The sequence below is a fragment of the Nocardia sp. XZ_19_369 genome (genome assembly GCF_015355715.1).
GTDB lineage: Bacteria > Actinomycetota > Actinomycetes > Mycobacteriales > Mycobacteriaceae > Nocardia.
The window spans coordinates 212,036-226,825 of sequence record NZ_JACVED010000007.1 but is presented as its reverse complement, the minus strand read 5'-3'; the positions used below and the strand labels follow the sequence as shown (position 1 = coordinate 226,825).

General features: G+C 69.4%; 9 protein-coding genes. 7 read left to right on the top strand and 2 right to left on the bottom strand.

The features are described from left to right. The first annotated feature begins 88 nt into the window (after nucleotides 1-88). Nucleotides 89-943: a TIGR02569 family protein gene (locus tag IBX18_RS26230; protein ID WP_194836187.1), complete on the top strand. Its 855-nt coding sequence runs from the start codon at nucleotides 89-91 to the stop codon at nucleotides 941-943. An 85-nt stretch (nucleotides 944-1,028) separates the two neighbouring features. On the opposite strand, the gene IBX18_RS26225 is transcribed toward IBX18_RS26230, so the two are convergent. Both IBX18_RS26225 and IBX18_RS26220 read right to left on the bottom strand, forming a co-directional pair. Continuing rightward, complete coding sequence (locus IBX18_RS26225; RefSeq protein ID WP_194836186.1) at nucleotides 1,029-2,519, bottom strand: MFS transporter; 1,491 nt, start codon at nucleotides 2,517-2,519, stop codon at nucleotides 1,029-1,031. A gap of 284 nt (nucleotides 2,520-2,803) precedes the next feature. After that, on the bottom strand, nucleotides 2,804-3,475 hold the full coding sequence (locus tag IBX18_RS26220) for a FadR/GntR family transcriptional regulator (protein ID WP_107660875.1): 672 nt from the start codon (nucleotides 3,473-3,475) through the stop codon (nucleotides 2,804-2,806). Nucleotides 3,476-3,540: 65 nt separating this feature from the next. Here IBX18_RS26220 and IBX18_RS26215 point away from each other — a divergent pair, with 65 nt between their 5' ends. The 6 genes from IBX18_RS26215 to IBX18_RS26190 all read left to right on the top strand — a co-directional run bounded on the left by IBX18_RS26215 (nucleotide 3,541) and on the right by IBX18_RS26190 (nucleotide 14,659). Beyond that, a complete protein-coding gene (locus IBX18_RS26215) occupies nucleotides 3,541-4,800 on the top strand; it encodes an MFS transporter (RefSeq protein ID WP_306796420.1) in 1,260 nt (419 codons plus the stop codon). Between the two features lie 287 nt (nucleotides 4,801-5,087). Continuing rightward, nucleotides 5,088-7,598, top strand: coding sequence for a nitrite reductase large subunit NirB (gene nirB / locus IBX18_RS26210; protein ID WP_194836498.1), 2,511 nt, complete (start codon nucleotides 5,088-5,090; stop codon nucleotides 7,596-7,598). 64 nt (nucleotides 7,599-7,662) lie between these two features. Further along, complete coding sequence (nirD, locus tag IBX18_RS26205) at nucleotides 7,663-8,064, top strand: nitrite reductase small subunit NirD (RefSeq protein WP_194836185.1); 402 nt, start codon at nucleotides 7,663-7,665, stop codon at nucleotides 8,062-8,064. A 4-nt stretch (nucleotides 8,065-8,068) separates the two neighbouring features. Further along, nucleotides 8,069-9,292: a uroporphyrinogen-III synthase gene (locus IBX18_RS26200; protein ID WP_194836184.1), complete on the top strand. Its 1,224-nt coding sequence runs from the start codon at nucleotides 8,069-8,071 to the stop codon at nucleotides 9,290-9,292. Continuing rightward, nucleotides 9,289-10,044 (top strand): sirohydrochlorin chelatase, encoded by a 756-nt coding sequence (locus IBX18_RS26195; protein ID WP_194836183.1) that lies wholly within the window; start codon nucleotides 9,289-9,291, stop codon nucleotides 10,042-10,044. The genes IBX18_RS26200 and IBX18_RS26195 overlap by 4 nt, the downstream gene beginning before the upstream one ends. Nucleotides 10,045-10,390: 346 nt before the next feature. Beyond that, on the top strand, nucleotides 10,391-14,659 hold the full coding sequence (locus IBX18_RS26190; protein WP_228541787.1) for a non-ribosomal peptide synthetase: 4,269 nt from the start codon (nucleotides 10,391-10,393) through the stop codon (nucleotides 14,657-14,659). Nucleotides 14,660-14,790 lie beyond the last annotated feature (131 nt).

The following is a 14,790-nucleotide window of genomic DNA, read 5'->3' as shown; positions in this document are numbered from 1 at the left end:
AGGAGGCTGTAACCCCCGCCCTAACGGCGGGGGTTGCACTTCGGCGCGGCGTCCTGTACAGCGTCCACCACGGCGGTACGGTACGGCCGTGACTTCTGTGGAACCTCCCGAGCACGTGCGCTCCACGTTCGGTCTGCGCGAAGTTTCCCCGGTCACGCTGGGCGATTGGGAGGGTGGCTGGCGGTTCGGGGACGTGGTGCTCAGCCCGGTCGCCGATCACGCGCGGGCGGCGTGGTCGGCGAAGGTGCGCGAGACGCTGAAGGTGGACGGGCTGCGCCTGGCCCGGCCGGTGCGCGCGACCGACGGCCGCTATGTGGTCTCCGGCTGGCGCGCCGACACTTACCTGGAAGGCATCCCGGAACCCAGGCACGACGAAGTGGTTTCGGTGTCGCTGCGCCTGCATCAGGCGACGACACATCTCGAGCGGCCCCGGTTCCTGGTACAGCCACCGGTGGCGCCGTGGGTCGACGTGGACGTGTTCGTCGCCGCCGATCGGGCCGCCTGGGAGGCGGTGCCGCTGCGCAGCCTGCGCGCGGGTGGCCCGCTGCCCTCGGCGGACTCGCCTGACGGCCAGCGCAGCATGGAGCTCATCGGCCAGCTGGCCACCCTGCGCAAGCCGGTGCAGACGCCCGCCCAGCTGGTGCACGGCGACCTGTTCGGCACGGTGCTGTTCGCGGGGACCCATACGCCGGGCCTCACCGACATCACGCCGTACTGGCGGCCCGGCCCGTGGGCGGCCGGGGTGATCGTGGTGGACGCGCTGGCCTGGGGTGGCGCCGACGACGGACTGCTGGAGCGCTGGCGGGATCTGCCGGAATGGCCGCAGATGTTGTTGCGCGCGGTCATGTTCCGGCTCGCCGTGCACGCGCTGCATCCACGCTCGACGCCGGAGGCATTCCCCGGCTTGGCGCGCACGGCGGACATGGTCCGATTGATGGTGTAGCGCAAACGAAAACGCCGGCCGCCGAAAGGCGAGCCTTGCGGCTCAGTGCCTTTCGACGACCGACGTGCGTGCTGCGTTGCGCCGGTTACACCTTGGCGTAGGCCAGCGACGGCATCCGCTGCACCGCGAACGAGGACCGCAGGTAGAACCACCAGGTGACCGTGCCCATCAGCAGGAACGCCACGGCATAGGCCCAGAACGCGGGCGCCATCGAGTGGTAGTGAATGTTGGACAGCCGCAACGCCTGCTGCAACAGCCAGCCGCCCGAGGCGCCCACCGCGCCGATCACGCCGATCGCGGCGCCGGCCTGGCGCCGGGCCGACGCGGTCGACTCGGTGAGGTCCAGACCGTGCTCGGCGGCGTACTTCTTGGAGATCGCGCTGAAGATGGTCGGGATCATGCGATAGGTGGAGCCGTTGCCGATGCCGGTCATCACGAACAGCAGCAGGAACGAGATCAGGTACAGCGGGAAGCTTTTCAGCTCCAGCGCGGCCATGATCAGCGCGACCGAGACGGCCATGCCGCCGAACACGCACACGGTGATCTTGGCGCCACCGATCTTGTCGGACACCCAGCCGCCGAACGGCCTGCTGAACGAGCCCACGAACGCGCCGAGGAAGGCCAGGTTGCCGATGGTGCTGATCCAGCCGATCTTGGCCAGCTCCGGGAAGTTGGCCTTGATCAGCGTCGGGAAGGCGAAGGAGAACCCGATGAACGAGCCGAAGGTGCCGATGTACAGCAGCGCCATCACCCAGGTGTGCTGGTTGGTCAGCGCCAGCCGGTAGGACTTGCCGTCGGACTTGGCGCTGGCGACGCTGTCCATGTAGCGCAGCGCGCCGAAGGCCGCGATGAGGATGAACGGAATCCACACCAGCACCGACAGCGTGATGCCGAAGCGGTAGCCCGCCGGATCCTTGGCCATGAGGTGCGTGCCCAGGGTGATCAGCAGCGGCAACGCCAGCTGGGTCTGTGCCACACCGAGATTGCCGCCTGCGGCGTTGATGCCGAGCGCCGCGCCCTTCTTGTTCTCCGGGAAGAAGAAGTTGATGTTGGCCATCGACGAGGAGAAGTTGCCGCCGCCGACACCGGCGAGCGCGGCCAGGATCATGAAGACCCACATGGGCGTGCCCGGCTGATTCACGAAGTACGCCAGCCCGAGGGTGGGAATGAGCAGCATCGCCGCGCTGAACGCGGTGAAGGCGCGGCCGCCGAATTTCGGGATCGCGAAGGTGTAGGGGATGCGTAGCGCGGCGCCGACCAGGGTCGGGGTGGACGACAGCAGCAGCGCGTTGCTCACCGCCGTCGGGTTGCCCTTGCCGAGCCCCTCGAGGAAGGGGAAGCCCGCGGCGCCCATGCTGGTGACCACGGTGCCCCAGATGACCCAGATGCTGAAGCCGAGGTTCTCGGCGAACACCGAGAAGATCAGGTTCTTGCGTGCCGTCCGCGCGCCACCGGACTCCCAGAACTTCAGATTGTCCGGCTCCCAGTGTTCCAGCCAGCGGCCGCGGGTCTGGTGCTGGAAGGTCTCGGATGCGGTGTTCGACTCGGTGCCGGTGGCGGCTGCGATGGCAGTCATCGGCTTCCTCTCGTTCGCACTCGACCGGCCCTCATCGCGGCTGGCGCCGCCGGCGGAGTCGAGTTGCCTTTTAGGTCGTTTCACAACGTAGGGGCCGGTTGTTGCGGCTCCGTGGCTACGCGTGACGTTCCAGGCAATTCCGACTCACATGCGAAGCGGACGGCAAGTGAGCGAGCGCAAGCGAGCGAACCGAAGACACAGTGCGCACGCACGACGGAGCCGAGCGCTAGCGAGGCGGAGTCGTGAGTGATTCTTCACGTGCCGTCCGCGGGAACTAGAGCTGTTTAACGAACGTCGGGATATTCGGCGATGAGCGACTCGAGGAAGCAGCTGGCCGCGGAAGCGGCGCGCTCGGGGTCGCCGTCGATCACGGCGTGCACCAGCTCGGCGTGCTCCTCGGGGTAGGAGTCGTCGGACTTCAAGGTCCGGGCCCGGATCACCTGTTCGATGATCGGCAGCAGCGAGTCGTAGAACTCGAGGTAGACCGCGTTGTGGCTGGCGACCACGATCGCGCGGTGCAGCTCGACATCGGACTCGATCGCGGCCGGGTTGTCCTCGTCGTAGGCCTTGTCGCGCTCGGCGAGCAGCTGCAGTAGGTTCGCGATGTCGCCGTCGTCGCGGCGGCGCGCGGCCAGCGCGGCGGCCGTGGTGTCCAGCGCCAGGCGTAGCTCGAGGACATCGCGCTCTTCGGCGTCGGCGAAGTACTTGCCGAGGGTGCCGCCGAGGTCGGAGGAGGCGATCACGTAGGTTCCCGAGCCTTGGCGTCGCTCCAGCATCCCCGCATGCACGAGGGCCTGGACGGCCTCGCGCACGGTGTTTCGACCCGTTCCGGTGAGCTCGGTCAGCTCCGGTTCGGTGGGGATGCGGGACCCGATGGGCCAACGGCTGGAACGAATTTCGGCACGCAGCTGCTCGGTGACCTGGGCGATGAGGCTGGTGCGCCGGACTGGTTGCACTGCCATAGAGTACCGCTCATCACAAATCGTTGCCTCCTATCATCCGGTCATCCTATGATTTCGCAGTGACTGCAACCCTCCAGAAAACGCCGACCGGACAGGAATCTCCGCAGGTCGAGCAGCGCCGACGTGCGCTGACGGAGGGCCGTCTCCTCGTTCTAGCTGCCATCGTGATGTCGGCGCTCACCCTGCGGGTCGCGGTCACCGCGTTCAGTCCGCTTGCCGAACGCATCGGCGCGGACGTGGGCTACGGCACCGCGGTGGTCGGCGTCTTCGGCATGATCCCGACCGCGATGTTCGCGCTGTCCGGCCTGCTCACCCCGGTGCTCGTCCGGCGTCTCGGGCTGGAGCGCACCGCGCTGGTCGCCATGCTGATGGCGGGCACCGGCCAGCTGGTCCGGGTGCTGCTCTCGGGCACCGCCGAACTCCTCGTCTTCTCCGCGCTGGCGCTGGCCGGCATGGGCATCGGCAACGTGGTGATCCCGCCGCTGGTGAAGCGGTACTTCGCCGATCGGGTCGCCATCGTCAGCTCGCTCTACATCGTGATGGTGCAGCTCGGCACCGTGGTGCCCGCGTTCGTCGCGGTCCCGGTCGCCGACGCGCACGGCTGGCGCATCTCGCTGGGCCTGTGGGCGATCCTCGGCTTCGCCGCCGTGGTGCCGTGGCTCGGCGTGCTGCGCGACCGGCGCGGCCGCGACGTGCAGGACAGCACCGCCCTCGGCGCGATCGACGCACCGCGCACCGGGCGGGTCTGGCGGTCGCCGGTGGCGTGGGGCATGGCGGGCATGTTCGGTATGACGTCGTTGATCACCTACGCGATGTTCACCTGGTTGCCCAAGATCCTCAGCGACGCCGGAGCAAGCGCCGGCTTCGGCGGGTCGATGCTCGCGCTGTTCGCGGTGGTCGGTCTGGTCGCGGCGCTCAGCGCGCCGACGGTCGTCACCCGATTCCGTAATCCCTTCCCCGTCGTGATCGGCTGCGCGGTCTTCTTCGTCGCCGCCTTCGTAGGCCTGATCGTCGCCCCGATGAGCGCGCCCATCCTGTGGGTCGTGCTGCTCGGCCTCGGCCCGAGCACCTTCCCGATGGCGCTGACCCTGATCAACCTGCGCACCAACACCCCCGGTGGCTCCGCCGCGCTCTCCGGTTTCACCCAGGGCGTCGGCTACGCGGTGGCCTGCATCGGACCGCTGCTGTTCGGCGTGCTGCACTCGGTCACCGGCGGCTGGGTCGCTCCGTTCGCACTGCTCGGCGTGGCCGTACTGGTGCTGCTCGCCGGTGCCTGGCAAGCCTGCAAGCCGCGGATGCTCGAAGACACCTGGAATTGATTCCCGGCTCGAGTTGCGGGGTGATGCGGCGGCGTTCATGCTGTGCGCGTCACCCCGCATCGGCCGGCTATTGCGAGGTCGGCTCGCGATGACGTGCGGTATCGGCGCGTCACATCCGCACAACATTGCGGCGAGCTCACCCTGGTGAATCCGGGTCCGTGAGCAACCGTTGATGCGCCGGTCATCGCGCGCAGCATGGCGGCAATACCTGTTTCCTACCGTGGGGCCAACCGGATCTTGGGAGGCCCTTCTTGAGCACGTCGACGAATCACTCAGTCGAACCAGCCCTGCGCAAGACCGCGGTCGTCGTCGGCCACGGCATGGTCGGGCATCGGTTCGTGGAGGCACTGCGCTCGCGCGACGAGGCAGGACAGTGGCAGGTTGTCGTGCTCAGCGAGGAACGGCTGCCCGCCTACGACCGCGTGGGTCTGTCGACCTACGTGGGCGCCTGGGATACCGCGGCGCTGGCCCTGCCCGGCAACGAATACGACGGTGACGCACTCGTCGACCTGCGGCTCGGCCAGCGCGCCGAGTCGATCGACCGGGACGCCCGCAAGGTCACCACGTCGGCGGGCGACACCATCGCCTACGACGCGCTGGTGCTCGCCACCGGCTCCTATCCCTTCGTGCCGCCGGTGCCCGGCCACGATCGCCCGGAATGCTTCGTCTACCGCACCATCGACGACCTGGACGGCATCCGGGCGGCCGCCGAGGCCGCCGGACCCGGCGCGGTCGGCGTGGTGGTCGGCGGCGGTCTGCTCGGCCTGGAGGCCGCGAACGCGCTGCGGCTGCTCGGCCTCACCCCGCACGTGGTCGAGTACAACCAGCGGCTGATGCCCGCCCAGGTGGACGAGGGCGGCGGCGCCATCTTGGAGCGCCTGGTCACCGATCTCGGCCTGTACGTGCACACCGGCGTCGGCACGTCCTCGATCGAGGCGGGAGACAACGGCATCCGGGTCAGCCTGTCCGACGACTCGGTCATCGAGGCCTCGCTCGTCGTCTTCTCCGCGGGTGTCCGCCCGCGCGACCAGATCGCCCGCGACAGTGGGCTGGAGGTCGGCCCGCGCGGCGGCATCATCACCGATCTCGGCTTGCAGACCTCGGATCCGAGCATCTGGGCCATCGGCGAATGCGCCGCGGTCGAGGGCACCTGCTACGGCCTCGTCGCGCCCGGTTACACCACCGCCGAGATCGTGGCCGACCGATTGCTAGGCGGCGCAGGCGAATTCCCCGGCGCGGACATGTCGACCAAGCTCAAGCTGCTCGGCGTCGACGTGGCCAGCTTCGGTGACGCGCACGGCACCACCGAGGGCGCGCTGTCGGTGGTACTGCACGACGCCGCCAAGGGCACCTACGCGAAACTCGTCGTCTCCGATGACGCGCAGATCCTGCTCGGCGGCATCCTGGTCGGCGACGCCACCGCCTACGCCGCGCTGCGCCCGCTGGTCGGGCGTCCGCTGCCGGCCGAGCCCGCCGCGCTGATCTCGCCCGCCGGTGCGGAATTGGGCGCCGACGCGTTACCCGACGATGCGCAGATCTGCTCCTGCAACAACGTGTCCAAGGGCGCGATCTGCGGCGCCATCGCCGAGGGCGCCTGCGACATCCCGGGCATCAAGAAGTGCACGACCGCCGGAACCTCCTGCGGCGGTTGCGTTCCCATGCTCAAGAAGCTGCTCGAGCAGTCCGGCGTGGAGATGTCCAAGGCGCTGTGCGAGCACTTCACCCAGTCGCGCGCCGAGCTGTTCCAGATCGTCCAGGTGACCGGCATCCGCACCTTCTCCGGCCTGATCACCAAGTACGGCAAGGGAACCGGCTGCGACATCTGCAAGCCGACGGTCGCCTCCATCCTGGCCTCGACCTCCAGCGAGCACATCCTCGACGGCGAGCAGGCCGCGCTGCAGGACACCAACGACCACTTCCTGGCCAACCTGCAGAAGAACGGCACCTACTCGGTGGTGCCGCGGATGCCCGGCGGTGAGGTGACCGCCGATCAGCTCATCACCATCGGGCAGATCGCCAAGGACTTCGACCTGTACGTGAAGGTCACCGGCGGTCAGCGGATCGACCTGTTCGGCGCCCGGGTGGAGCAGCTGCCGCAGATCTGGCAGCGCCTGGTCGACGTCGGCATGGAATCCGGTCACGCGTACGGCAAGTCGCTGCGCACGGTGAAGAGCTGCGTCGGCTCCACCTGGTGCCGCTACGGCCAGCAGGACTCGGTCGGCATGGCGGTGCTGCTCGAAAAGCGTTACCGCGGACTGCGTTCCCCGCACAAGCTGAAGCTGGCCGTGTCCGGCTGCGCCCGCGAGTGCGCCGAGGCGCGCGGCAAGGACGTCGGCGTGATCGCCACCGAGCACGGCTGGAACCTCTACGTCGGCGGCAACGGCGGCCTCACGCCGAAGCACGCGGTGCTGCTCGCCGGCGACCTCGACGACGAGACCTTGATCAAGTACATCGACCGGTACCTGATGTTCTACGTCCGCACCGCCGACCGGTTGCAGCGCACCGCGCCGTGGCAGGAGGCGCTCGAGGGTGGCATCGATTACCTCAAGCAGGTCATCTGCGAGGACAGCCTGGGCATCGCCGAGGAACTGGAGGCGGTGATGGCCCAGCATGTCGCCGGCTACCGCGACGAGTGGGCCGCCGTGCTGGACGACGAGGAGAAGCTGTCGCGCTTCGTTTCCTTCGTCAATGCCCCCGATGAGACCGACCCCACAATCGCCTTCGACGAAACCGGGGAACGCAAGGTACCGGTGTTGCTGGGCATGCCGGACGTGCCGGTCGCCATGCCAGGGAAATGACGGCTTAACCGCATAGAAACAGGACGCCTGTACCAATGGGTAAGGCGTTTGGAGGATGACACCGATGACCGTGATCGATACCCCCGGTTTTGCCGCTACGACCGCCACCGGCTGGACGCAGGCATGCCGGCTCGACTACCTGATCCCCGGCCGCGGCGTTGCGGTATTGCTGAAAGGTGGCCGTCAGGCCGCGTTGTTCCTGCTGTCCGACGGCATGCTCTACGCCGTGGGCAACATTGATCCGATCGGACGCGCGGCGGTCATGTCGCGCGGCATCGTCGGCGACCGCGGCGGCGTCCCGGTCGTCGCCTCACCCCTGCTGAAGCAGGCGTTCTCCCTGATCGACGGGCGCTGCCTGGACGACGAATCGGCGGCGCTGCCGGTGTACGCGGTCCGCGTAGCCGACGGCGTCGTGTCGATCTCCAACGAGCCGGTCGCCGCCGGGCTCGCCTCCTCGGACGGATGAACGCATGACAACCATCGAGCCGGGCCCCTGCCTTGCCGGATTCACCATCGGCATCACAGCGGCCAGACGGGCCGACGAGTTCGCCACGCTGCTCGTCCGGCGCGGCGCCGACATCGTGTCGGCGCCGGCCATTCGCATCATTCCGCTGGCCGACGACACCGAGCTGGAGCGGGTGACCCGCCAGCTCATCGTCGAACCGCCGCAGATCGCGGTGGCCACCACCGGCATCGGCTTCCGCGGTTGGATGGAGGCCGCCGAAGGCTGGGGCGTCGCGGAGGAGTTGCGCGCCACGCTCGGCGCCACCCGGATGCTGGCGCGCGGCCCGAAAGCCAAGGGCGCCATCCGCGCCGCGGAATTACGTGAGGAGTGGTCGCCTGCCTCGGAGTCGTCCGCGGAGGTGCTCGATCACCTGCTCGCCGAGGGCGTGGAGGGCGTGCGGATCGCGGTGCAGCTGCACGGCGCCACCACCGAGTGGGAGCCGGTGCCCGACTTCTGCGAGGTATTGCGTTGTGCCGGTGCGGATGTCGTGCCGGTGCCGGTGTACCGGTGGATGCCGCCGGAGGATCAGGGTCCGATGGATCAGCTGATCGAGGCCATCGTCACCGCGAACCTGGACTGTGTGACGTTCACCAGCGCGCCCGCCGTGGCGTCGATGTTGATGCGCGCCAAGGAAACCGGGCTGCTCGAGGGTGTGCTGCACGCGCTGCGCGGCCGGGTGCTGGCCGCCTGTGTCGGCCCGATCACCGCGGCGCCGCTGGAAGAGCTCGGTGTGGCGACGTCGATGCCGGGCCGGGCCAGGCTCGGTGCGCTGGCTCGCCACGTCGCCGAGGAACTGCCGCGGCGGGCCAACCGGATCTACGCCGCGGGCCACACGCTCAGCGTGCGTGGCGGCTGCGTGGTGGTCGACGGTGAGGTGCGTCAGCTCGCGCCCGCGCCGATGGCGCTGATGCGCTCGCTGGCGCGCCAGCCCGGCCGGGTCGTCTCCCGGGAGAACCTGCTCGCCGCGCTGCCCGGCGGCGGTGACGACACCCATGCCGTGGAGACCGCGATCGCCCGGCTGCGGGCCGGACTCGGTGCGCCGAAGGCGATTCAGACGGTGGTCAAGCGCGGCTATCGACTGGCGCTGGACGCGGCCGAATGCATCGACAACAATCCGCGCCCCGAGCTGTCGGGGCCGCAGAAGCCCGGCGGGCCGACGCGGTACGTGCAGACGATGGGCTCCTCATGACCAGCCCCGCCCTGGTGCTGGTGGCTCATGGCACCAGGAGCACCCGTGGGGTTCAGATGATCGCCGCGCTGGCCGAGGCGGTGGCCAGGGAGCTCGGCGTCGCGGTTTCGGGGCGCGACGCCGAGCTGCCCGACCCGGCCGTGCGGACCGCGTTCGTGGACGTGCTGGGGCCGTCACCGGCCGAAGTGCTGCGCGATCTGTGCGACACGGCGGGGGATTCTGTTCCCGCCGTGGTGGTTCCGGCGTTCCTTGCCTCCGGGTACCACGTCTACCAGGACGTGCCTAGGGAAGTAGCCGAGAGCGGGCATGCCGCCGTGGCGGTCACCCCGGCCATGGGTCCGGATCCGGCACTGGCCCGGATCATGACCATGCGGCTGCGGGCCGCGGGCTGGCGTCCTGGTGACGCGGTCGTCTTCGCCGCCGCCGGATCCTCCGATGCTCGGGCCCGCCAGGATGTTCGCCGGGCCGCCGCCATGCTCGCCGAACACCTCGATACCCCGGTTCGCATCGGCTACATCGCCACCGGTGCGCCGCGGGTTGCGGAAGTTGTTGCCGCACTGCGGGAGTCAGGTTCGCAACGGGTCTTCGTCGCGTCGTATCTGCTGGCGCACGGGCTGTTCCAGCAACGCCTCCACGATGCGGGTGCCGACGGCGTCGCCGAGCCCATCGGCGTGCATCCCGCCGTGGTCCGGCTCATCGCCGACCGCTATCGCGCGGCCGCGCGGGAACTGGTGCGGACCCGGGCTGCTTGAGCTCGCGCTTCGAGCTGTGCGGCGTCGCCGACGTGGTGAGCCGAGCGAAGTTCGTGCTGTCGGCCCCCAGTAAGTGAACGGCTCCACCGCGACGCCTCCTGTTGAGTGAACAGCTCAACGACGACGCCTCCCGTTGAGTGAACGACCCCACGTAGCAGGGTGTGTGCCGAGAGGGCGCTCGTGGTCGGATATTCGTCGAATCCGATAGACCAGCGCCTGCTGTCTGTCCTGGCAGCGATCCCTGCACGCGCCGATCATGCTGCAATTACGGCGAGTTCGGGCCCGGATGCCGTAGGTTTGCCCGAGAAACGATTCAGCGGTGGCTTCCGAATGCATGGGAGGCGTGTTGACCGGAGCCGACGACGCCGTGCCTGGCGATGCCACGGCGCAGCGGATGTACCCCCTCTCGACCGTGCAACAGAGTTGGTGGGTGGCCCAGCAACTGCAACCCGAGGTGCCGCTCACAGTCGCGATGTACCTGGATCTCTGCGGACCGCTGCACGTAGCGCTGATGGCACGTTGTGCCCGGCGAGCGGCCCGGGAACTGGAATCCCCGCACGTGCGACTCCGGACCGTCGACGGGCAGCCGCGGCAGTATGTCGATCCGGACGCGGAACTGCCGATCGAGGTCGTGGACCTGACGACCGACCTCGACCCGGTCGCTACCGCTCTCGCCGCGATGGAGCGTGACTACAGCGCACCGCTGGATCCGCGCACCGACGACCACACCGTCGCCACCCTCTTCCGGGTAGCGCCGCAGCACCACCTGCTGTACCTGCGCAGCCACCACCTCGTAGTGGACGGGCTCGGCGCCGCCGCCGTGCTGCGTCGCACGGGGGAGCTCTACAAGGCCGAAGTCCTTGCGGCTCAGCGGGACACCGAGCCGCGAGTAGTACGCGGGACGGGCGACACCGCGCTGCTCGACACCGGCCGCTTGGTAGGAGCGGGCCGTCGCCCCTCCGGGCGAGTGCTGTGGCGGTCCGCAGATCATCTGGCATCCACCGAAACGCGGGAAACCGCAGGCGATTCCCCGCAGCGTGACGGCGCTGAGCTGTCGAACGGCGCCGCCGATCACGCCAAAGCTGGTTCGGTGCAGGACCTTCCGGCGCTCTCGGTACCAGAAATCCTGGCAACCGAACAGGCCTATCGGGATTCGCCACGCCGAGCGGCCGATCGAGACTACTGGCTGGACCGGCTCGCCGGACTCGGCGCGCCGGTGAGCCTGGCCGGCCAACCTGCCGCACCGCAGGCACGGCCGCACCGGGTGACGGCGACCGTCGATGCCGCCACCGCGGAACTGCTCGCCGCCGCGAGGACCAGCCACGGTGCGACCTTCCCGGAGTTGGCCCTCGCGGCGTTCGCCTGCTTCCTGGCGCGGATGACGGGCAACGGGGAGGTCTGCCTCACCCTGCCCGTCCCCGCCCGCACCACCGCGGGACTACGCCGATCGGCCGGTTCGCTGTCGAATGTGGTGCCGCTGCGACTATCCGGGCTCGACACCAGCACCGTCGGTGCGGTCATCGCGCAGGTCCGGTCGACCGTCATCGGCGCCTTGCGCCACCAGCGCTACCGCTTCGAGGACATGCGCCGCGACAGCGGCCGGGATCAGGCCCTGGGCAGCGGATTCGGACCGTTGGTCAATGTCCTCGGTTTCGCCGAACCGCTCCGGCTCGGCCCGCTGACCGGCCAGGCCCGGCTGCTCGCGCTCGGACCCGTCGAGGATCTGATGGTCAACGGTTACCAGGCCGGTCCGGACGACCGCTCGGTCAGCATCGACTTTCAGGCCAACCCGACGCGCTACCGCCACGACACGGTGGTGTGGCAGCACCGCATGTTCCTGGAGTACTTCCGCCGCTTCCTCGCCGCGGCGCCCGACTGCCCGATCATCGCGGTCGACGGCGCCCGGCCCGCTCCGGTAGTCGCGCCGCCCGCCGGGCCGGTGCGGGTGCTGCCCGAACTGCTGTGCGCGGACGCGGCCTCGGATGCTGTTGCGGTGCACGACGATACCCGCACCATGAGCTACCGCGAACTGGACGAGGCGTCCTCGCGGCTGGCCCGCGAGCTGATGGCGGGCGGGGCGCGTCCCGGTGAGTTCGTCTTGGTTGCCGTACCGCGATCGCTGGAATCGGTACTGGCCCTGTGGGCGGTCGCGAAGACCGGCGCCTGCTTCGTCCCGGTCGATCCGTCCGATCCGGTCGCGCGGATCGCCACCGTCATCGCGGATTCCCGTGCCCGGCAGGGAATCACGCTCAGTGCGGTGCGGGACAAATTTCCCTGCGATACCGGATTCTTCGGCCGCCTCGATCCTGCCGCGGCGGACGCGGACCGTGCGAGCGACGATGACGCACGCGGCGCGACCGGGTGTGGCATCGACTGGCTCGTGCTCGATGATCCGCGGTGCATGGCGGAGGTCGAGCGCCGGTCGGCGACACCGGTGGCCGACACGGAGCGGCCGCGCGCCCTGCGGCCCGCGCATCCGGCCTATCTGATCTACACCTCGGGCACGACCGGGCGGCCGAAGGGAGTGGCGGTCAGCCATCGTGGACTCGGTTCGTTGACCGACTACATCGTCGAGCACTGGGGCGTCGGCAAGAACTCGGTGGTGCTGCATTCGCACGCCCCGTCTTTCGACGCACATCTACTCGATGTCCTTGCCGCGTTCGCATCCGGTGCGCGCTTGGTGGTGCAGCCGCCGTCGGTGGTTTCCGGTGCCGAGCTGGCAGGGTTGCTCCGCGAAACAGGCTGCACCCATTACCTGACGACCCCTGCGGTGCTTGCCACGCTCTCGCCGGCGGAGGTGCCCGGTCTCTCGGTGGTGGCCATCGGTGGCGAGGCCTGCCCGGCGAAACTGGTGCGCGAATGGGCGCCGCATGTGCGGTTGTTCAACGGGTACGGGCCGACCGAGGCCACCGTGATGGCGACGGAGACGGCGGCGATGGCGATCGACGCGCCGGTGACCATCGGACGCGCGCTCCCCGGCGTGCTCGCGGTGGTGCTGGACTCGCGATTGGCCCGGCTGCCCGACGGTGCCCGAGGGGAGCTGTACCTCGGCGGCATCGGCGTCGCCGATTGTTATGTCCGCAATCCGGCGGGCACCGCGGTGCGGTTCATCGCCGATCCGTTCGGGGTAGGGCGGCGGCTGTACCGCACCGGCGACCTGGTCAGCGCGGGACCCGACGGGGTGTTCGAGTTCCTCGGTCGGGTCGACGCCCAGGTCGAGGTGCGCGGGCGGCGGATCGAGCCCGCCGAGATCGAGGCTGCGCTGCTCGCCGGACCGGACATCGAGTGCGCGGTCGTCACGGTCGCCGACGCCGGTCGACCTGAGGCGCGACTGGTGGGTTACGTGGTCGCCGCCCCCGGCACCGCGTTCGACGCGGCGGCCACGCTGCACCGATTGCGCGCGACGCTGCCCGCCGCGCTGGTGCCCTCGGCGCTGATCGAACTCGACCGGCTTCCGGTGGCGAGCAACGGAAAGCTCGATCGTGCCGCTTTGCCGCCGTCGATCATCGTGCAGCGCCCGTATCTCGCGCCGGAGAACATGATTCAGCGTCTGGTCGCCGAGCACATCGGCACGGCCACCGGTCAGTCCAGGGTCGGCCTGAACGACGACTTCTTCGAACTCGGCGGGAATTCGCTACTCGGCGTGGCGGTCTCGGCCGAATTGGCCGCGGCGACCGGTGTACCGGTGACGGTGCGCTGGTTGTACGCGGCACCCACCGTGCGGGCGCTCGCCGAGCGGATCACCACCTACGACGGCACGGATACCAGCGACGACGACGCGTTCGGTGTGTTGCTCGCGTTGCGCCGCAACGGAACCCGCCCGCCGCTGTTCTGCGTCCACTCGGCGGTCCCGCTGGCCTGGTGCTACGCCGGATTGGCGCGGCACATCACGGACCGGCCGGTGTACGGCTTGCAAGCCCCGACGCTGACCGGCCCGGGCGGCACGCTCGGCACCATCGACGAGCTGGCCGACAGCTACGTCGACGCGATGCTGCGCGTGCAGCCGGAGGGGCCGTACCACCTGCTCGGCTGGTCCCTCGGCGGCCAGATCGCGCATGCCATCGCGGTGCGGCTGCGCGCCCGCGGTGCCGCGGTGGCGGTGCTGGCCATGTTGGACAGTGTCGTCTTCCCCGACGGCGTCGATCCGCCGCCCGCGCCGCGGATGCGAGATCTGTTGACGCACTTGCTCGGTGACGAGCCGGAAGACGGCGACGCCGCCCCCGAGCTGACGGCCGCCGAGGCCGCCGACGAATTGGCCAGCGCCGGTGCGTCATTCGGTACCGGACTGTCGGCGGCGCAACTGGAACGGCTGCATCGCGGTTATGTGGACGGCGTCGCCCTCTCGCACGGCTACCAGCCCGGCGTCTTCGACGGTGACCTGCTGTACTTTTCGGCCACCCGTGGCGTGACCGAACTGTTCGGCGCCGAGATATGGCGGCCGTTCATCACCGGCGACCTCATCGAGCATCCGGTGCCGGCGACACATGCGCAGCTCACCAACGCGGATGTGGTGGGCGTGATCGGCCCGATACTGGCGCGGCATTTGGAGCGCACGGCGGTGCCCGTCGCGGCGCGCAGTGAACGGCTCGAGCGCGTTGCGGGTCCGGGCGCATAAGGCTCGAAGGCGGTCGATGCAGGCGTCTGACCCGGCACGTATGGGCTCGAATACGCAGGCGCGGACGATCGATTCGGCGCGTTGGGCACCGGTGGCGGGAACGTGGTGACGCAGGCAGGAGCTGCCGTCGC